At 71.2% G+C, this 19,078-nt stretch carries 19 protein-coding genes; 15 read left to right on the top strand and 4 right to left on the bottom strand.

The window, feature by feature from the left end; genetic code table 11:
* Positions 1 to 56: 56 nt before the first annotated feature.
* Together ACIP8W_RS14090 and ACIP8W_RS14085 are read right to left on the bottom strand one after the other, a co-directional pair.
* Positions 57 to 1,124: a D-2-hydroxyacid dehydrogenase gene (locus tag ACIP8W_RS14090; RefSeq protein ID WP_401955555.1), complete on the bottom strand. Its 1,068-nt coding sequence runs from the start codon at positions 1,122 to 1,124 to the stop codon at positions 57 to 59.
* Entirely contained in the window at positions 1,124 to 1,759 is a 636-nt protein-coding gene (locus ACIP8W_RS14085) for an RraA family protein (RefSeq protein WP_401955554.1), read from the bottom strand. Before ACIP8W_RS14085 ends, ACIP8W_RS14090 begins: the two co-directional genes overlap by 1 nt.
* Before the next feature lie 789 nt (positions 1,760 to 2,548).
* Between ACIP8W_RS14085 and ACIP8W_RS14080 the strand changes: the two genes are divergently transcribed.
* The 7 genes from ACIP8W_RS14080 to ACIP8W_RS14050 are packed head-to-tail and all read left to right on the top strand — an operon-like array spanning position 2,549 to position 9,164.
* Positions 2,549 to 3,925, top strand: coding sequence for an MFS transporter (locus ACIP8W_RS14080; RefSeq protein WP_401955553.1), 1,377 nt, complete (start codon positions 2,549 to 2,551; stop codon positions 3,923 to 3,925).
* Positions 3,926 to 3,946: 21 nt separating this feature from the next.
* Positions 3,947 to 4,753, top strand: a complete 807-nt coding sequence (locus tag ACIP8W_RS14075) for a 5-oxoprolinase subunit PxpA (protein WP_401955552.1) — start codon at positions 3,947 to 3,949, stop codon at positions 4,751 to 4,753.
* Positions 4,754 to 4,773: 20 nt separating this feature from the next.
* A complete protein-coding gene (locus ACIP8W_RS14070; protein ID WP_401955551.1) occupies positions 4,774 to 5,511 on the top strand; it encodes an allophanate hydrolase subunit 1 in 738 nt (245 codons plus the stop codon).
* Positions 5,508 to 6,512, top strand: a complete 1,005-nt coding sequence (locus ACIP8W_RS14065; RefSeq protein WP_402203099.1) for a biotin-dependent carboxyltransferase family protein — start codon at positions 5,508 to 5,510, stop codon at positions 6,510 to 6,512. The genes ACIP8W_RS14070 and ACIP8W_RS14065 overlap by 4 nt, the downstream gene beginning before the upstream one ends.
* 52 nt (positions 6,513 to 6,564) lie before the next feature.
* Complete coding sequence (locus ACIP8W_RS14060) at positions 6,565 to 7,362, top strand: SDR family oxidoreductase (RefSeq protein WP_402203097.1); 798 nt, start codon at positions 6,565 to 6,567, stop codon at positions 7,360 to 7,362.
* Between the two features lie 24 nt (positions 7,363 to 7,386).
* Positions 7,387 to 8,556: a pyridoxal phosphate-dependent aminotransferase gene (locus ACIP8W_RS14055; RefSeq protein ID WP_402154547.1), complete on the top strand. Its 1,170-nt coding sequence runs from the start codon at positions 7,387 to 7,389 to the stop codon at positions 8,554 to 8,556.
* Between the two features lie 32 nt (positions 8,557 to 8,588).
* On the top strand, positions 8,589 to 9,164 hold the full coding sequence (locus tag ACIP8W_RS14050; RefSeq protein ID WP_401955547.1) for a TetR/AcrR family transcriptional regulator: 576 nt from the start codon (positions 8,589 to 8,591) through the stop codon (positions 9,162 to 9,164).
* Positions 9,165 to 9,290: 126 nt separating this feature from the next.
* On the opposite strand, the gene paaZ is transcribed toward ACIP8W_RS14050, so the two are convergent.
* Both paaZ and ACIP8W_RS14040 read right to left on the bottom strand, forming a co-directional pair.
* Positions 9,291 to 10,868: a phenylacetic acid degradation bifunctional protein PaaZ gene (paaZ, locus tag ACIP8W_RS14045; protein ID WP_402203095.1), complete on the bottom strand. Its 1,578-nt coding sequence runs from the start codon at positions 10,866 to 10,868 to the stop codon at positions 9,291 to 9,293.
* Between the two features lie 110 nt (positions 10,869 to 10,978).
* Positions 10,979 to 11,848 carry a VOC family protein gene (locus ACIP8W_RS14040; protein ID WP_402203093.1) on the bottom strand — a complete coding sequence of 290 codons (870 nt, stop codon included), beginning with the start codon at positions 11,846 to 11,848 and terminating at the stop codon, positions 10,979 to 10,981.
* An 80-nt stretch (positions 11,849 to 11,928) separates the two neighbouring features.
* Here ACIP8W_RS14040 and ACIP8W_RS14035 point away from each other — a divergent pair, with 80 nt between their 5' ends.
* From ACIP8W_RS14035 to ACIP8W_RS14000, 8 genes are all read left to right on the top strand, one after another.
* Positions 11,929 to 12,507 (top strand): carboxymuconolactone decarboxylase family protein, encoded by a 579-nt coding sequence (locus tag ACIP8W_RS14035; protein WP_401955544.1) that lies wholly within the window; start codon positions 11,929 to 11,931, stop codon positions 12,505 to 12,507.
* Positions 12,504 to 13,352 (top strand): fumarylacetoacetate hydrolase family protein, encoded by an 849-nt coding sequence (locus ACIP8W_RS14030; protein ID WP_401955543.1) that lies wholly within the window; start codon positions 12,504 to 12,506, stop codon positions 13,350 to 13,352. The genes ACIP8W_RS14035 and ACIP8W_RS14030 overlap by 4 nt, the downstream gene beginning before the upstream one ends.
* A gap of 35 nt (positions 13,353 to 13,387) precedes the next feature.
* Positions 13,388 to 13,975, top strand: a complete 588-nt coding sequence (locus tag ACIP8W_RS14025; RefSeq protein WP_401955542.1) for a MarR family winged helix-turn-helix transcriptional regulator — start codon at positions 13,388 to 13,390, stop codon at positions 13,973 to 13,975.
* A 197-nt stretch (positions 13,976 to 14,172) separates the two neighbouring features.
* The gene (locus ACIP8W_RS14020; RefSeq protein ID WP_401955541.1) at positions 14,173 to 14,703 is read left to right on the top strand and encodes a cupin domain-containing protein; all 531 of its coding nucleotides are present in this window, start codon (positions 14,173 to 14,175) and stop codon (positions 14,701 to 14,703) included.
* A complete protein-coding gene (locus tag ACIP8W_RS14015; protein ID WP_402203090.1) occupies positions 14,700 to 15,899 on the top strand; it encodes a cytochrome P450 in 1,200 nt (399 codons plus the stop codon). The genes ACIP8W_RS14020 and ACIP8W_RS14015 overlap by 4 nt, the downstream gene beginning before the upstream one ends.
* A gap of 23 nt (positions 15,900 to 15,922) precedes the next feature.
* Positions 15,923 to 16,246 (top strand): 2Fe-2S iron-sulfur cluster-binding protein, encoded by a 324-nt coding sequence (locus ACIP8W_RS14010; protein WP_401955539.1) that lies wholly within the window; start codon positions 15,923 to 15,925, stop codon positions 16,244 to 16,246.
* Positions 16,243 to 17,502 (top strand): NAD(P)/FAD-dependent oxidoreductase, encoded by a 1,260-nt coding sequence (locus tag ACIP8W_RS14005; protein ID WP_401955538.1) that lies wholly within the window; start codon positions 16,243 to 16,245, stop codon positions 17,500 to 17,502. Before ACIP8W_RS14010 ends, ACIP8W_RS14005 begins: the two co-directional genes overlap by 4 nt.
* Complete coding sequence (locus ACIP8W_RS14000) at positions 17,499 to 18,986, top strand: class I adenylate-forming enzyme family protein (RefSeq protein ID WP_401955537.1); 1,488 nt, start codon at positions 17,499 to 17,501, stop codon at positions 18,984 to 18,986. Before ACIP8W_RS14005 ends, ACIP8W_RS14000 begins: the two co-directional genes overlap by 4 nt.
* The last annotated feature ends 92 nt before the right edge of the window (positions 18,987 to 19,078 follow it).

The raw sequence follows: 19,078 nt of genomic DNA, 5'->3' as shown, positions 1-19,078 counted from the left end.
CATCGGCGACCGGCCTCCTGCCGAGGCCGGTCGCCGCGTCGTACGGCAGAACCCGCTCAGTAGAACTCGACGGTGTTCACACGGTTGACCAGGGTGTGTCCGTCGAGGAGCCGGGTGGCGTTGGCCGCGAAGAGTTCGGCGATGAGGCGGTCCTCCGCCGCGTCGAGCGCGGCGGTGTGCGGGCTCACCAGCACGCGTTCGTGGTCCCAGAGCGGGCTGTGGGCCGACAGTGGTTCGGTCTCGAAGACGTCCAGTGCGGCGAAGCCGACGCGGCCGGAGTCGAGCGCGTCGAGCAGGGCAGCCTCGTCGACAACGCTTCCGCGGCCGACGTTGACGAGGCAGGCGCCGGGCCGCAAAGCGTCGAAGAACCGCTTGCCGACGAGGTGTTCGGTCGCCGCCGTACCGGGGAGTGTGTTCACCACGGCGTCGACGTGGGGGGCCACTTCGGCGATGCGGTCGGGACGTACCATCCTGGAGACACCGGCGACCTCGACGTCCGTTCTGCTCGTGCCGATGACCGTCGCACCCAGCGCGTGGAGCTTCGCGGCGACGACCCGGCCGATCCCACCGAGACCGAGGACGAGCACGGTCTGCGCGCTCACCTGCCGCATCGTCCAGCGGCCGCTCCACTCGTGGTCGCGCTGCTGGCGGTTCAGCCGGGGCAGGTCCTTGGCGCCCGCGAGCACACCGAAGACGGCGAACTCGGCGAGCGGATGTCCGTGCACACCGGCGGAGGTGGTGAACCGGACCCTGTCGAGTTCGTCGGGGCGGAGTCCGGCGGCCTTGACCTGGCTGCCGCCGCCCGCGGCCATCGTGTGCACCCAGCGCAGGCGCGGGTTGGCGCGGACCGCTCGGGCCAGGGCGGCCGGGTCCACATCGGGAATGCCGTACAGGGCGTCGGCCGAGTCGATGGCGGCCTCGTAGGCGCGCTGCTGGGAAGGGGTACGGTGCCAGCGCGGATCGCCGGAGAAGTCGGCGGGCCAGCGCATCGGGGGAAGGAGCGCCTGGTCGACGACGAGATCGATCCGCGGCTCCAGTTCCTGTACGCGCGCGCGGTTCTCCTCGGACAGCGGTGCGGCGACCGCCACCCGGAGCCGGTCCGCCGGCCGGTCCTGTACGGGCATCAGGCGGTCCTGTTCCGCAGTGTCTCGACCTCGGCGTCCAGCGCCGCTTCGCGGGCGACGATCTCGCCGACCGACTTGAGCGCTTCGTCGGCGCGGTGCGGCGGGATGACGATGACACCGTCCCCGTCAGCGGCGATGATGTCGCCGGGGTTCACCACGACGCCGCCGATGGCGACCGATTCGCCGATCGTGCCCGGTCCGTTCTTGAAGGGACCGGCGGGGGTGAGCCCACGGGCGAAGACCGGGATGCCGAGTTCTTCGATGATCGCCGCGTCACGGACGTACCCGTCGACGATCGCGCCCGCGGCGCCGTAAGCGGCGAAGCGCTGGGCGAGGTTGTCGCCGATGACGGCCCGGCCGTCGTAGCCGAAGGCGTTGATGACGAGGATGTCGCCGGGGCGGATGTGTTCGAGCGCCGCGATCACGGCCTTGTTGTCACCCGCGACGGTGAGGACCGGGAGCGCTGTGCCAACGGCCGTGGCCCCGTTCCAGATGGGGGCGATGCCCCCGTCGACGATGTTGAGCCGGTCGAGGGCGTCGCCGAGGTTGGCCACGGAGTGGGTGCGGAACTGATCGAGCACATGCCCGTCGACACGTTCCCACTCGGTGTTCACGCGCACATTGTCCTGGGTCATCGCAGGCTCCTTCAGGTAGTGGGGTGGAGTGGGAAGACGGATCGGAACAGCGCGCGGCAGCCCGGCCGGAGAACGGAGGGGATCGCCGCACCGGCGGTGTGGCGGTGGGGACATGGGGGTCCGTCCCACCCCCCTCCAGGAAATGCGAAAGCTTTCGCGTTTTGCGAGAGACAGTGTGCATCCAACCGCGCCACAAGACAAGGGGTGACGCGCGAGAAAGGGGCGCCGTCCCGCATGCCGGGATACGGGACCCTCCGGCCGGACGGGAGCCGTGAAGTCACCCCCCTCGGCCGCCGAAACCGGCTCCGCGACGCCGGGAGAACCCGGCCGCCCGGGAGGGGAACACGATCGGAGCGCAAGGTTAACGTGAGGGCAACACACATCCTTGACCTCGCCCAGAATGCGAATCTATTCTCATTCGCGATTCAAGTCGCAACTTTGATGCCGGCGTTGTTCTGCGGCTCTTGTACCGTGACGTCTCCTCCCCGGCCCCACGCGGGCGAGCGATCACGGCCCTGGGCCGACCCGTGTGGAGCGTCGTGGCGCCTCACGGGACAGGAAGTGCGGGGCCGACACGACGGCGTGTTGGGCATCGGGCCCCGTAAGCCCTGGACGGGCGGATTCCTGAACAGCGCCGAGCCGACACGACTCCTCCGAGATGCCGTCACCGCGTTCCCCCGCAGGGACCGGAGCGGTGTACCTCGGTTCGGGAACGACCGCAGGCACCCCGTTCAGCGCATGATTCTCAGGACGCCGTTCCGGAGTCCGCGACACCGAAAGTGAACGCGAATGACAACGTCAGATCGGCTCGACACCACATCAGATCGCCACCGGACAGCGACGGAAGAGCCCGGTGCCGCCACGGTCGATGTCGCCTCCGCCAACGGCAAGGTCGTCCGTAAGGCCACCATCGCCGGCGCGGTCGGTTCCTTCGTCGAGTGGTACGACTACGGCATCTACGGCCTGCTCGTCACCTATCTCGCGATCAACATCATGGGCGAGGCCGAGGCCGGCGGCCTCTTCCTCACCAACGTCGGGTTCCTGATCAGCTTCATCGCCCGCCCGTTCGGCAGTGTCATCTGCGGATACCTCGGGGACCGGATCGGGCGGAAGTCCCTGCTGGCCGCCCTCCTCGTGCTCATCTCCGCCGCGACCGCGGCCATCGGTCTCATCCCCTCCTCCTCCGTCATCGGTGTCGCCGCCCCCATCCTTCTGGTGCTCCTGCGGGTGCTCCAGGGCTTCTCGGCGGGCGGGGAGGTGGCCGGCGCCATGTCCTTCGTCGGCGAGTACGCCCCGGACGCCCGCCGTAACTTCATGATGAGCTTCATCGCCGTCGGCTCGTTCATCGCCCTGATGTTCGGCAGCGCCTTCTCCGCGATCCTCATCACCACACTCGGCGATGACGCCATGGCCTCCTGGGCCTGGCGGGTGCCGTTCCTCCTCGCCGTCCCGCTCGGCTACGTCGGCTTCTACATCCGCCGCCAACTGGAGGAGACCCCGCACTTCGTGGCGCTGCGCGCGCGGAACACCGTCGCGCGCAACCCGCTGAAGGACGCCCTGACCTCCCCGCGCCATCTGAAGGCGATCGCGCTCACGGTCTTCCTCCCCGCGCTCAACGGCCCCGGCTACTACCTGCTGTTCGTCTACATGCCCACGTATCTGAAGACTTCGCTCGGCGAACACAACTTCTCGATGCTGCGCGCGCTCACCGTCACGGCGTTCAGCCTGGTCGCCATCGCGATCTGCATCCCGCTCATGGCCCGCCTGTCGGACAGGATCGGCCGCAAGCCCGTTCTCGCCTTCTCCGCCATCGCGATGGCCGTCGTCTCGTACCCGATGTTCCGGCTCATCATCACGGGAGAGTTCGCGCTGGCCTGTATCGGCACCATCGTTCTCGCGATCGCCTTCTCCGGCCACGCCGCCGTCGTCCACACTGTTCTCGCCGAGATGTTCCCGACCACCGTGCGCTACTCCGCCTACAGTATTGGGTTCAGCATCTCCACGATCATCTTCGGAGGCAGCGCCCCGCTCCTGATGACCGAACTGATCCAGTCGACCGGCTCGAACCTGATCCCGGCCTTCGCCTCCATCATCACCGCACTGATCACCCTGATCACCATCGCCTTCGTACGCGAGACCAAGGGCCAGCCCCTCGCAACCAGCTGAAACACACCTGGGAGAGACACCATGGGAATCAACTCCGTAGCCGTCGTCGCCGACCTCGGTGAGAGCTTCGGCAACTACACGATCGGCGACGACAGCGCCCTGCTCGGCCTCGTCACCTCGTCGAACATCGCCTGCGGCTTCCACGCCGGCGACCCGCGCATCATGGACCGGACCGTCGCCGACTGCGTCGAGCGCGGCATCGAACTCGGCGCCCACCCCGGATACCCCGACCTCGTCGGCTTCGGCCGCCGGCTCATCGAGGCGACCGAGGAGGAGATCCGTACCGACGTCCTCTACCAGCTCGGCGCACTCGACGCCTTCGCGAGGGTGCACGGCGGTACGATCAGCCATGTCGCCCCGCACGGCCGTATGGGGTCGATCGCGCAGACCGACGCCAAGCACGCGCGGGCCATCACCGACGCGATAGCCGCGTACAACACCGACTACGTCGTCATCTGTCAGCGCGGGCTGCTCGCCGAGGAATCGCGCAAGCGCGGACTCGAGGTCGGCTACGTGTTCCTGGCCGACCGGGGGTACGGCGACGACGGCATGCCCGTCTCCCGCTCGCACGAAGGCGGCCTGATCCACGACCCCGAGCTCATCGGCCGGCGCTCGGTCCAGGTCGTACAGGAGGGCACCGTACGCTCGGTCAACGGCAATGTGGTGCCGCTCGGCCACGACGCCGACGTCCTGCTCCTGCACGGTGACCACCCCTCCGTCCTCGCCAACGGCACCGCGCTGCGGGCCGCGCTCGACGCGGCGGACATCCGCGTCGCCGGGCTGCGGGACGTCCTGGCGGAGAAGGCGGAGGCCGCGCTCGCCCACTGAGGGCCCGAGCGCACCGGACGATGACCACAACACCGTACGGCGCCATCGCCGTCGAGCCCTTCGGGGACTCGGCGGTGATGGTGACCCTCCCCCACGCAGACCAGGCCCTCCGCACGTCGGGGATCGTCGCCTTCCGCGACCGGTTCCTGGCCCACCGCCCCCACGGCGTACTGGACGTCGTCTCCGGTCTCGAATCCCTGCTCATCGAGTTCGACCCGCTGCAGACCGCGCTCCAGCACGTGGAGTACGCGGCGCGCCTGCTCGCGCGGTGGACCCCGGCGCCGTCGGACGGTCCCGACCGCCCGCGGGCGGTACGGGAGTTCGCCATCCCCGTTGTCTTCGACGACGCGGCCGGACCCGATCTGGCCTCCGTCGCCGACGAGGTGGGGCTCGCCCCCGCCGAAGTCGTCGAGGCCATCGCGGAGTCCACCTTCACGATCGCCCTCCTCGGCGCGGCGATGGCGCCGATGATGGACGGGCTCGACGTGCCCAGGCCGGTACGCCGACGGGCCGAGCCCCGGACCGATGTCGCCCCCGGATCGATCATGATCGCCGGTACCCACGCGATCATCCAGCCGTTCCCCGGCCCGACCGGCTGGCGCGTGGTCGGACACACTCCGCACACCATCGTCGACATCTCCCGTCCGGACCCCGTCTCGTTCTCCACCGGCGACCTCGTGCGCTTCGTCCCCGTCACCCGGGGCGAGGCCGCGGCGCTCGGCGCCGGTTTCCTGCTGCCGGTGAAGGAGCCCGTATGAGGACCGTGGCGCTCGACATCACCAGCACCGGATGGGTCACGACCTTCCAGGACCTCGGCCGTCATGACACGGAGCGGCGCGGTGTGCCCACCGGCGGCGCGGCCGACCAGCACTCGGCGGCCGTCGCCAACCTCCTCGTGGGCAACCCCCGGGGCGCGACGCTGATCGAGAGCCTCGGCGGTGAACTGGCCCTCGTGCCCGAGGCCGACGTCCTGCTCGCCGTGGCCGGCGTCCCGGCCGAGGTCACCGTGGGCGGCGAGCCCGTCGAGAGCTGGTCGCCGCTGGTGGTGCCGGCGGGCCGCGAGGTGCGGGTACGCGCAGACATGGGCCGGGGGGCCCGTACCTATCTGGCCGTGAACGGCGTGCTCGGCGCGGAGACCCTGTTGGGCAGCGCGGCCCCGGACGCCCGGATGGGGTTCGGGCAGGTCGTCGCCCGGGGCGCGCGGGTCCTGCTGGAGACGGAGTTCCGGGGGTTCGGCCGACGGCTGTTCGGGCCGCCGCTGTTCCGGCTTCCCGTGCCGGTGCCGCGCTTCGACGCCGGGCCCTGGACCATCGACGTCGTCGCGAGTCACGGGATCCACACGATCCCCGGTATCCGCGAGGTGATCGAGGAGGCGACCTATGCCGTCACCCCCCGCTCCGACCACGTCGGGCTCCGGCTCGACGGGCCGGTACTCCACCCGGACACCGACACCGAGATCCTGTCGCACGGGGTGCCCATCGGCGCGTTGCAGATCCCGCACGCGGACGAGCTGATCGTGCTCGGCCGCTACCGGAGTCTGACCGCGGGCTACCCGATCATCGGTGTCACCTCGCGGGCCTCCCTGTCCCTGCTCGGACAGGCCGGTCCGGGGCGGGAGTTGCGGTTCCGCTGGACCGACCGCGAGAGCGCGCTGCGCCGGTTCGCGCGGCGCGAGGCGGAGGTGCGCGTCCTCGGACACGCGGCCGCGGAGGCGTTCGGCGCTCTCGGCTTCACCGCGCCCTTGTCCCGCACTATATGAGAAGTTATTCTCAAGTGAAAAGTTAATCTCAGATCAGTTGTGGAGGAGGAACGTGACAACGTTGGCCGGCAGGACCACGCTCATCACGGGAGCGGGCAGCGGAATGGGTCGGGAGACCGCCCTCCTGCTCGCCCGGGACGGCGCCGCCGTCGTGCTCATCGGCCGCAGACAGGAGGCGCTCGACGAGGTCGCCGCCACGATCCGCGCCGAGGGCGGCACGGCCCTCGCCCTCGCCGCGGACATCACCCGCACGGACGATGTCACCCGCGTCCTCGACCTGGTCCGCTCCCGGCTCGGGCCGGTGGACATCCTCGTCAACAACGCGGGCAGCGCCTCGTCCGTACTCAACCCGCAGTGGCTCCCGCACGACGAGTGGCGCCAGGTCCTCGACGTGAATCTCACGGCGGTCTTCCAGCTCACCCAGGCCGTGCTCCCCGACATGCTCGGCCGGGACACCGGGACGATCGTCACCGTCTCCTCGCTCGCCGCCGTCAACCCCAACCTGCTGGGCGGCGCCGCCTACGGCGCGGCCAAGGCCGGGGTACGCAACTTCATGACGTTCCTGCACAACACCTTCCGCAACCAGGGGCTGCGGGCGATCACCGTGCTGCCCGGCGAGGCGGACACCCCCATCCTCGACAACCGCGCCCGGCCCCCGGCCCCGGAGGAACGCGCCAACATGGTGCGGCCCGAGGACGTGGCCGAGGCCATCCGGCTCGCCGTCACCCTCCCCCAGCGCGTCGTCCTCCAGGAGATCGTCGTCGCCCCCACCCGGCAGCGCGACACCTCCGCCGACCTGGAGACCAGCCGTTGGGCGGGCGCGCCCGCCGACGCCGTACCGCAGGTCTGACCACCCCGCCACCAGGAGAAGCACATGCCGCCCACCGTCACCTCGCAGCCGCCCCGGTTCGCCACCGCGGAGGCCGTCGCCCGTATCGCAGCCGCCTCCCGGCGGACACAACAGCCGCAGTCGCAGGGCGATCTCGTCTCCCTCGCCATGGGCGAACCCGACTTCGACACGCCCGAGTTGGTGACCGAAGCGGCCCACGCCTCGCTGCGCGCCGGACGCACCCACTACTCACCACTGCTCGGCGAACCCGCCCTGCGCGAGGCGCTCGCCGAGAAGCTCACCGGCATCGCCGGGGCGCCGGTCGCCGCCTCCGACATCCTGATCACCCAGGGCGGCACCGCCGGGCTCTCCGCCGCGATCCTCGGCATCGTCAACCCCGGCGACAAGGTGGTCATCCCCGACCCCACCTACTCCCTCTACGCGGACCTGGTCAGCATGGCCGGGGGTACGGTCGTGCCCGTCCCGCTCACCCCTGACCTGCACTGGGACCTCGACCTGCTCGCCGACGCCCTCACGGACGCCACCCTCTTCGTCTTCTGCAACCCCAGCAACCCGACCGGGATCGTGCACAGCCGCGAGGAGCTCGACACACTCGCCACCCTGCTCGACGGCACCTCCACGATCGTGATCTCCGACGAGGCGTACTCCGACCTCGACTACACCGGCCGGCCCTTCACCTCGACGATCTCGATCGACGGTCTGCGCGACCGTACCGTCTACTGCCAGACCTTCTCCAAGAGTTACGCGATGACCGGCTGGCGCGTCGGCTACCTCTGGGGACCGTCGGCGCTCATCCAGGCGGCCGCGCGCATTCACAACACCTTCAACGGCTCCGTGAACACCTTCATCCAGGACGCCGCGCTCGTCGCGGTGCGAAGCTGCGACGAGGACGTGGCCCGGATGCGCGCCGAGTACGAGCGGCGCGGCGAGATCATGCGTACGGAACTGGCCGCGGTCCCCGGCCTCACCCTCAGCGCGCCGGAAGGCGCCTTCTACCAGTTCCCGCGCTACGACATCGACCTGCCCGCCGTGGAGGTCGTCGCGGCGCTGCGTACGCGCGGTGTGGCCGTCCGGCCGGGAAGCGAGTTCGGAGCCCGGGGCGAGGGGCACCTCCGGCTGTCGTACGCTGCCAGCCGGCAGTCCATCACCGAGGGCGTCCGCCGACTGGCCGATGGACTCGCGGCTCTTCGGTGAAAGCCGTCCCGCACGCAACGGGGAGTAGACCCATGCGCAGTGACACCGAGCGCAATCGCAGGCATCTGATCAAGGCTGCCGCACGGCTGTTCGAGAACTCGCCGACGCCCGTCAGTCTGGCCGAGATCGCCAAACACGCCGAGGTGTCCACCGCGACGGCCTACCGGCACTTCTCCTCCGTCGAGGAGATCCTGCACGCCTTCCGCGCCCAAGTCGGCTCCGAGCTGCGCGACTTCGGCGCACAGCAGACCACCCGGGGCATGGCGCGGCTGGAGGCGGTGTCCCGCTGCTGGGTGTCGCTCGTCCTCGAACACGGCGGAGCGATGGCTCAGATGCGTTCACACCGCGGCTATCTCGAACGGCTGCGCGAAGGGACCGGCTATCTCACCCCGCAGGCCGAGGCGCTCGCCGAGCCGCTGCGGCAGACCACCGAGGAACTCGGCCTCGGGGACCTCGGGGACGAGGCCCTGTATCTGTGGAACGCGCTGTTCGACCCGCGCGACATCCTCGACCTCATCAGGAGCGGACGTACCGAGGACGAGGCAGCCACCCGTCTCGTGGCCGCGCTGCGCGGCGCCCTGACCGGCTGGGCGGCGGCGGGGCGGTAAGGCGCCGAAGGCTGGAGGGCCGCGCGAGAACGGGTGCGCGGGCCCTCCGGCTCCCGCCGGAAGGCCCTCTGCCGTAAGCCCTCCGCCGGAGTCGCTCCCTCGTGTACGTACCTGCGGAGTGGCCACTCACTCCGTGTCGGCCGCCGCGGGCGTACGCGCGGTCCGGAGGGAGTCGAGCAGCCGGGGCGACGCCTGAAGTGCCGTGCGCTGCATCAGGTCCACGACGCCGCGGACACCCGCCAGCTCCGATCCCCCGCCGGCCCGGCCGGGGCCGCCGTGCCGCAGGGCGGGCAGCGGCGATCCGTGTCCGGTGGTCTGCGCCATGTTCGTCGAGTCCAGCAGATGCAGCCGCCCGTGCCAGGGCGCGGTCTCCTGGACGAGGGCGGTCGTCCAGGCGAGGTCGTCGCTGACGACCGAGGCGGCGAGGCTGCCCAGGCCGCGTGCCATCAGCTCCGTGGCGTGTGCCGTGTCGCGGTACGCCAGTACGGTCGCGGCCGGGCCGAACGGCTCGACCTCGTGGGGCGCGGCGGCGTCCGGGTCGGCGGAGACCAGGAGGGTGTCGAGGAAGGCGCCCCGCTCGGGGTCGGCGTCGACGGCCCGCACCCTGTCGGGGTCGCCGTACACGAAGCGGCCGGACTCGGCGATCGTCCGCACGGCCCGGCGTACGTCGTCGCGTTGTTCGAGGCTGACGACCGCCCCCATGGTGACGCCCTCCGCCGCCGGGTTGCCGATGGTCACCCCGGCCAGCTCGGACGCGAGGGCGTCGAGGGCGGCGGATTCGTGTTCCCGGGGGACGAGGACGCGCCGGATCGCGGTGCATTTCTGGCCGGCCTTGACGGTCATCTCGGTCACGACCTCGCGGACGAACGCGGCGAACAGCGGCGAGCCGGGCGGTACGTCCGGGGCGAGGACGATGGCGTTGACGGAGTCGGCCTCCGCGTTGAAGCGGACGGAGCGGGCCACCACGTTCCGCTGGGTGCGCAGCGTCCGCGCGGTGGCGGCCGAGCCGGTGAAGGACAGCACGTCCTGCTCCCCGAGCAGGTCGAGCGCGGGCCGTACCGAACCCACGACCAGTTGCAGCGCTCCGGGCGGCAGCACACCGGCCTCGGCCACGATCCGGACGAGGTGTTCGGTGAGGTACGCGGTGGGGGTGGCCGGCTTGACCACGGTGGGCATTCCGGCGAGCAGCGCCTGGGCCAGTTTCTCCAGTGGCGCCCAGACGGGGAAGTTGAAGGCGTTGACCTGGAGCATCAGGCCCGGGGAGGGGGCGCAGAGGTGGACGCCGAGGAAGTCCTCGCCGCGGGCCAGGCGTTCGGCGGGGCCTTCGACCAGGAAGGGGGCGTCCGGCAGTTCGGCCCTGGCGCGCGCGGAGTAGTCGCGCAGGACGCGGATGCCGCCGTCGACGTCGTACCGGGCGTCCAGCGGGGTGGCTCCGGCGCGGGCCGAGCGCGTGTACAGCTCCGCTCTGCGGTCGCGGACGGCCGTGGCGACCGCGTCCAGCAGGTCGGCCCGCTGGTGGAAGGTCAGGGCGCGCAGGGCGGCGGCGCCGGTGTGCCGCGCGTGGCCGAACGCCCCGGCGAGGTCGAGGCCCTGGGAGGAGACGTGGCAGATCAGGTCTCCGGTGACCGCGTCGCGTACGCCGGTCGCGGATGCGGGCGTGGCGGTGGGGGTGACCCAGGTGTCCCGTACATAGCTCTGGAGCATGGGCTGCATGGCTGCTGACCGCTTTCGTCGGAGGGCCGGTTCGGGGTGGGTGGTTCGGGGGCCGCTTCGGGGGCGGGACGAGCCGGGGCACGGCGGGCGGGGCCGGCCTGTCACTCGACCGGGTGGTGGCCCCAGATGTCGGCGGTGTAGGTGCGGCTGACCCAGGTGTCCTCGTCGACCTCCACGCCGCCCGCGCCGATCTCGATGCCGAAGCCGCCCGGTGAGGTCATGTAGAAGGAGAACATCCCGTCGTTGGCGTGTTTGCCGAGCGTCGCCATGAGCTTGACCCCGTGTTCGCGCGTCCGGTCCAGGGCCCGGCCGACCTCCTCCGGGCTGGTCACCTCGCACAGGATGTGGTGGGTGCCCTCGTTCTTGAAGGACCGGATGAAGGCGATGCTGTGATGGCGGGGGTTGCAGCCGAGGAAGTAGAACGTGCCCCAGGGGTAGTCGGCGGTGTCGCTGAGCCTGAACCCCAGGATGTCGCAGTAGAAGTCCACCGCCTCCTGGACATGGGGCGTCTTCATCACGACGTGTCCGAGCCCCTGCTCCCCGGTCACGAAGTCGACGCCCAGCGGTGAGACGAACTGGCTCGGGGCGAGGCGACGGCCGCAGAACAGCTCGGTACGGACGCCCAACGGGCCCGTGAAGTGCACCATCCGGGCCACATGGCGGTCCCGGCACTCCTCGTCCGTACCGACGGACACATCGACCCCGGCCTCCTTGAGCCGCACCGTCATCCCGTCGATCGCGGCCGGGTCACGGGCCTCCCAGCCGATGACCGTCGCCCCGCCGGTCCCCGCCTCCTCCAGCCACATACGGAACGGATGCTGGTCCATTCGCAGGTGGTAGCGCGCGGCGGAATCGCCGCCCGATGCGGCCACGGGCTCGACCGCGAGACCTATCACTGTCCGGGCGTACTCCGCCCACGCTGTCGGGTCGGGTGTACCTATGCCCACGTAGCCAAGGCTCTGGATCGTCATAGCCAGACGGTATTTGTTAGACCCTTGACGGTCAAGACTCATACGAATACGTTGACGTCATCGAACCGAGGAGGTTGCAGGTGCCCGAGAAGGCCCGTGTACGGCCCGTCGACGAGGCCGATCTGCAGGAGAGGACGCTGGCGTCGCTGGCGCCGTACCGCGACCAGGACGGCCGGATCCACACGATCTGGGCCACCCTGGCCCACCACGAGGACGCGCTGCGCCGCTACCTCGTCTTCAGCAACCACGTGCTGGGCAAGAACACCCTGCCCCTCGCCTCGCGGGAGCTGATGATCCTGCGGATCGCCGCCCGCGCCCGAGCGGCGTACGAGTGGGACCAGCACGTCAGGATCGCCCGCCGCGCCGGACTGTCCGACGAGACCGTCCTCGCCGCCGCGACCGGCGCGTGGGACGGGCTCGACGAGCTCGACCAGATCCTGCTCGCCGCCACGGACTCGCTCATCGATCGTCAGAATGTTGACGACGAGCTGTGGAGCAGGCTGACGGCGCACCTGAGTGTCCAGCAGACCATCGACGTCCTCTACACCGTGGGTCAGTACCTGACCATCGCGACCGTCATCAACACCCTGGGCGTCCAGACGGAGGGCGATCCCGCACTCGCCCTTCCCCCCACCGATCAGAAGGAAGTACAGGCATGAAGCTCGCCAACCTTGCCGGCCGCCCCGTCGTCGTGCGCGGGGCCCGCGCCCTCGACATCGCAGACGCGAGCAAGGGAGCGATCGAACCGCGGCCTGCGGTCCTGTCCGATCTCGCCCTCCACGACGAGGTGCGCGCCCTCGCCGAACGGGCCGCGGAGACGGACTGGAAGCCGTTCGACCCCCGCGACCTGGGCCGCGTCTCCAAGCCCTACAAGGCCATCGGCGTCGCCCTCAACTACCGCGCGCACGCCGAGGAGTCCGGGCTCCCCGTCCCGGACGAGCCGTCGGTGTTCGCCAAGTTCGCCTCGTCCGTGATCGGTCCGTACGACTCCGTCGTCGTGGCCCCGCAGTACGACAAGGTGGACTTCGAGGCGGAGCTCGTGGTCGTCATGGGCAGGGTCGGCAAGGACATCCCCGAAGCCGACGCCTGGTCCTATGTGGCCGGTGTCACCGCGGGTCAGGACATCAGCGACCGCAAGGAGCAGTGGCGCAAGCCGATCAACCAGTTCACCCTGCCGAAGTCGTACGACACCTTCAGCCCGATCGGCCCCTACCTGGTCACGGTCGACGAGTTCGAGGACCCGGACGACATCGAGGTGGCCGGCTGGGTCGACGACCTCGAAGTGCAGCGCGGCCGTACCTCCGAGCTCATCTTCAGCGTGCCCGAGCTGATCGTCTGGCTGTCGAAGCGGATGACGTTCGAGCCGGGCGACCTGATCTTCACCGGTACCCCCGCCGGCTGCGGCGTCCGTCGTACCCCGCGCCTCTACCTCAGCGCGGGTAAGGTCCTGCGCACCGAGGTCACGGGCGTCGGCGCTATGGTCAATCCGGTCGTCGCCGGCTGACAGCGGTCCGCCGGACCAAGGAAGGGTGGGAGATCGTGACCGACACCGTACGCGAACCGGGAACCGTCGGCGCGAGCCGTACCCGGGAGTTCTCGGAGCTGCTGCGCCACCACCACCGCCAGCTGGGCACGACCGACCCCCGGGATCTCGACGCGATCGAGATGGTCACCGATCTCACCCGTCTCGAAGCCCGGCTGACCAAGGACTTCGAGAAGCACGTCCACCGTCCCCTCGGTCTGACCTGGGCGGGCTTCCGTATCCTCAACGCCCTGTGGGCGTACGGCGGACTCGCCCAGCAGGACATCGGGCGGGTCTCCGGCTCCACCCGCGCCAGCATCTCCAGCGCGCTCACCACACTGGAGAACCGGGGGCTCGTCACCCGCGAACGGGTCGAGAGCGACCGGCGCCAGCTGATCGTCGGCCTCACCCCGGAGGGCAGCGAGACGCTACGGCGCGCCATCAGTGCCCAGACCGAGCGCGAGCGGGCCTGGACGGCGATCCTCCGCGACGACCAGCTCGGTGAGCTGGTGCATCTGCTCCGTATGCTGGTCAACCAGGAAACCCCGGACTCCTCGGAGACTCCGGAGACCGCAGCGTCCGCGAAGGCCCCGGACACGGTCTGATCCCTCACGGCGGAACTCCCCCTGACGCGCACCCCGGGACAGCCGGGTGCGCCACGCGACAGCCGAATACCGCCAGAACTCCCACCGCACACCCGCTTTTCGCGCTGAGCGCCCCTACCGCTCAGCCGCTCCCCCACCCTGACACTCCCCCGTCGGGTTCTCCGTCGTCCCCGTCATGCTTCTCAAAGGAGAGAACCATGGTCCGTCGTGTTGTCACCGGTGTCAGCACGGGCGGCAAGCCCGTGATCGTGAGCGACGGCGAGCCGCCGCGCACCTATCAGTACACCCACACCCCCGGCTTCGCCCGCTCCCTGGTGTGGAACACCTCGGCGCCCGCCGTCCCGGCTGCCGATCCGACCCAGGCTCTGAAGTCCTTCGTACCCGCCCCCGGCGAGACGATCGCGATGACCGTCACCTTCCCGCCGACCAGCGTCTACACCGACCCCGGCTGGGACCCCACAGCCGCCGCGGCCGAGCAGGCGGAGGCCACCCCGGTCTTCGCGGAGCTGTTCGAGCCCGACAACCCCGGCATGCACACCACACCGACCGTCGACTACGGCGTGGTCCTGAGCGGCGAGATCGTGCTCGACCTCGACGGGGACGAGACGGCGGTGCTGCGCCCCGGCGACCTGATAGTCCAGAACGGCACCCGGCACGCCTGGCGCAACCCCGGTACCGAGCCCGCCACGGTGTTCTTCGTCCTGATCGGCGCGGGCGGTACCTCATGAGCACCCCGACAACGGCGGCGCCCGGCGCTCCGGTGGTCGACCTCGACCTCGCCGACCTGCGCCGCGACCCCTACCCCGCCTACGCGGAGCTGCGCCGGACCGCGCCGCTCGCCTGGGTCCCGTCGGTCGGGCGGCATCTGCTCACCCGCTACGACGACATCGTCCACGCCGAGAAGCTGCCCGAGGTGTTCAGCTCCCGCGAGGAGGGCTCGCTGCTGCTGCGCACCGTCGGCCCCAATCTGCTCCGCGAGGACGGTCCGGAGCACCGGCGGCTGCGGGCGGCGGCCGAGCCGCCCACCCGTCCCCGGCAGGTCCGCGACCTGTGGGCCGGATCCTTCGAACGGACCGCGCACGAGCTGCTCGACGGGATCGCCGGACGCGGCGAGGCCGATCTCGTACGCGACTTCGCCGAGCCGCTCGCGGCGGCCAACCTCGCCCTGGTCCTCGGCCTGCGCAACGCCCGCCCCGACCACATCGCCGGCTGGTCGCGGGACATGATGGCCGGCAACAGCAACTACGCGGACGACGCCGACCTGTGGCTCCGGGCCGAGAACGCCACCCGGGCCATCGACGAGGCCGTGGCCGAGGTCGTGCGGATCGTCCGGCGCGAGCCCGACGGCTCGGTGATCTCCACCATGGTCCACGCGCCCGATCCGCTGGAGCTCACCGAGATCCAGAACAACGTCAAGGTCATCATCGGCGGAGGCGTCAACGAGCCGCGCGATGTCTTCGGTGTGGGCGCCCGGGCCCTGCTGCGCCGCCCCGGCGTACGGGACCGGGTGCTGGCGGACCCCGCGCTGTGGAAGCGGGTCTTCGAGGAGACCGCCCGCTGGATCTCGCCGATCGGCATGTATCCGCGCCAGCTCACCCGGGAGTACGAGATCGCCGGGGTGACCCTGCCCGCGGGCAGCCGGGTGGCCCTGGTGATCGCCTCGGGCAACCGGGACGAGTCGGTCTTCGAGCGGGCCGACGAGTTCGACATCGACCGCCCCACCCGCCCGCATCTCGCCTTCGGCGGCGGCCCGCACTTCTGCATGGGCGCGTGGGTCGCGCGCCACGAGGTCAGCGCCCTGGCCTGGCCCCTCGTCTTCAGCCGCCTCAGGGGACTCCGCCTGGACGACAGCGCGCGGGACCAGCTGGAGGGCTGGGTATTCCGGGGGCTCACCTCACTGAACGTCACCTGGCAAGCCGTCTGAGCCGCCCCCACTGGGAGAACTTCATGCCCATCGTCATCTTCGAGTCGCCCGACGGCGCCCAACGCAAGATAACCGCCGCCCCGGGGACCGTACTCATGCAGGCAGCCGTGTCCCACGGCGTCGCGGGCATCGTCGCGGAGTGCGGAGGCAACGCCTCCTGCGCCACCTGCCACGTCTACATCGACGCCCGGCACGGCGACCAGGTCGGCCCGCCCAACGAGGTCGAGGACGAGATGCTCGACTTCACCGCCGCCGAACGCCGGCCCACCAGTCGGCTCAGCTGCCAGATCGAGCTCTCCGACGCGCTCGACGGGCTGGTCGTCCTCGTGCCCGAGGAGCAGGTATGACCAGCACGGACCCCGGCCCGAGTACGGCGGGTGTGGTCGTCGTCGGCGGTGGGCAGGCCGGATACAGCGTCGTCTCGGCCCTGCGCGGCGCCGGGTACGAGGGACCGGTCACCCTCTGCGCCGACGAGCCGCACCTCCCGTACCAGCGGCCGCCGCTGTCGAAGAAGGCCCACACCGAGCCGGACACCCTGCGTGTGGAGCTGGTGCCGGAGTCCTTCTACCGCGACCGGGACATCGCGCTGCGGCTGGGGGACGGGGTGGCCTCCCTCGACACCGCCGCCCGCAGTGTGACCACCCACGCGGGCGTCCGGCTCGGCTACGACCACCTCGTCCTGGCGACCGGCGCGCGCAACCGTCCGCTGCCCGTCCCCGGCGCCTCGCTGGCCGGTGTCCACGCGCTGCGCTCGCTCGACGACGCCCTCACGATCGGCCGGGCCCTGACCACGGCCCTGGACGTGGTCGTCGTGGGCGGCGGGTTCATCGGCCTGGAGCTGGCGCTGGTCGCGCAGGGGCTCGGGGCCCGGGTCACCGTCGTCGAACTGGCGGACCGGCTGCTGAGCAGAGCCGTCTCCCCGCAGGTGGAGACCCATCTGCGGGAGCGGCACGAGAGCAGCGGCGTCCGTATCCTCACCGGGACGGCCGTCCGGGCGATCGAGGGCACGGACCGGGTGCGCCAGGTCGTCACGGACCGCGGCACGCTCCTCGCCGATCTCGTCGTGTACGGCATCGGCGCCGTCCCCAGGGACGAGTTGGCGCGGGACGCCGGTCTGGCCGTGGGCGACGGGGTGATCGTGGACGAGCGGCTGCGCTCGGTCACCGACCCGAGGGTGTCCGCCGTCGGCGACTGCGCCCGCCATCCCCACCCCCACGCCGACGGGCCGGTCCGGCTGGAGTCCGTGCAGAACGCCGCCGACCAGGGGACCCTGGTCGGCCGGCGGATCGCGGGAGCACCGGGCCCGTACGAGAGCCTGCCGTGGTTCTGGAGCGACCAGGGCGACGTCAAGTTACAGATCGCCGGGCTGCGTACGGGCACCGACGAGGTGCGCGTGATGCCCGGCGGCTCACCCGAGCGGCTGGCCGCGTACGCCTTCCGCGACGAGCGGCTGGTGGCCGTGGAGACGCTGAACTGGCCCGCGGAACATCTGGCCGCCCGCCGGCTGCTGGAGCGGCGGACGCGGATCGGCGCCGCCGACCTCGCGGGGACGACCCTCGGCGCGCTCGCCCGCGCCCAACGTGCCACGGAGGTAGGGACATGAGCGCGGCGCCCGCGGCGGAGGACAGCTGGTTCGGCGCCCACCTGGTGGCGAGCGCGGCGGAGGTCGGCTCCCGGGTCGCCCTGGTCTTCCTGGACCGGTCCTGGACCTACGCCGAACTGAACCTGGCCATCCGGCGCACCGTCGCCCGCCTCGACACGTTCGGGATACGCCGGGGCGATCGTGTCGTGATGCAGGGGACGGCCCGGCCCGAGGCCCTGATCACCCTGTTCGCGGTGGCCCGGATGGGGGCCGTGCTCGTACCCGTCCACCCCCAGGTGACCGGCGGCGAGCTGGCGGTCGTCTGCGAGGAGACCTCGCCCCGGGCCGTCGTGGCGGACGAGGGGTTCCCGGAGAGCCGCCCTGCCGACGGCTCCCGCACCCGGCTGAGCTGGGACGATCTGCACCCCGGTGCCGAATCGTCGGCGCCCGACAGCGAGCCCGCCGCGCCGCACGGCTCGGACGTCGCGGTCATCTCGTTCACATCGGGCACCTCCGGGCGGCCCAAGGGCGTCGCGCTGACCCATGACAACCTGCGCTGGAGCATGGTCAACGGGCTGTCCCTGCTGCCCGTCGGCCCGGACGACGTCGCCCTCGTCTCCACACCGCTGGCCCATGTCGCCGTCCTGGGCGGGCTGCCGCAGTACACCTGGGCACGGCGCGGAACGGTGGTGCTGGCCCCGAAGTTCGACCCGGACCTGTTCATCGACCTCGTCCGCGTCCACCGGGTCACCTGCGCCTTCGCCGTACCGGCCATGGCGGCCCTGCTGATCCGTCACCCCCGCTTCACCGGCGGCGGCCTGGACACGCTGCGCTGGGTCCTGTCCGGCGGAGCGCCCGCCCCGACGGCCACCAGGGCCCGGCTGCGTGAGCGCGGTATCGCGGTGGTCGACTCCTACGGCCTGACGGAGACCAGCGCCGGAGTGACGTACTCCGCGCTCGACGGGGCCGGCGCGGCGGGGCACCCCGTACCGCACGTCGAGTTCCTGATCGTGGACCCGGCGGGGGCACCCGCCCCGCCCGGCGCGGCCGGGGAGATCTGGGTGCGCGGGCCGTCGGTCGCGGCGACGTACCGCTCCGCCGCCGGGTCGCGGCCCGCGACCGACCCCGAGGGCTGGTTCCACACCGGGGACCGGGGCCGGATCGACGCGCGGGGCCTGCTCGAAGTCGTCGGACGGGTCAAGGACACCATCATCACCGGCGGCGAGAACATCGACCCCGCCGAGGTCGAGAACGCGCTGGCCGATCTGCCGGGCATCGTCGAGGTCGCGGTGTCCGGGACGCCCGATCCGGTCTGGGGCGAGGTGGTGACCGCCTTCCTCGTCGCCGACGCGGGCGAACCCTCCCTGGACGACATCCGGGGCCATCTCGACGGCCGGCTCGCCCGGCACAAATGGCCGCGCCGTCTGTGCGTGGTCCCCGCGCTGCCGCGCGGAACGACCGGAAAGCTCCAGCGTCAGCGGCTCACCACGCTGCTCGACGGCTGATCCCCACCGCCGCGTCCCTCTCCCCACATCCCCACGCCCCCGCCCATCGGGCGGGGGTCGGCGCCACCTTCAGCACGCCATCTCCCTCACCC

Source organism: Streptomyces sp. NPDC088554 (genome assembly GCF_044752945.1).
Classification (GTDB): Bacteria; Actinomycetota; Actinomycetes; order Streptomycetales; family Streptomycetaceae; genus Streptomyces.
The sequence above is the reverse complement of the archived record's forward strand: the minus strand, read 5'-3'. Positions and strand labels throughout refer to the sequence as shown.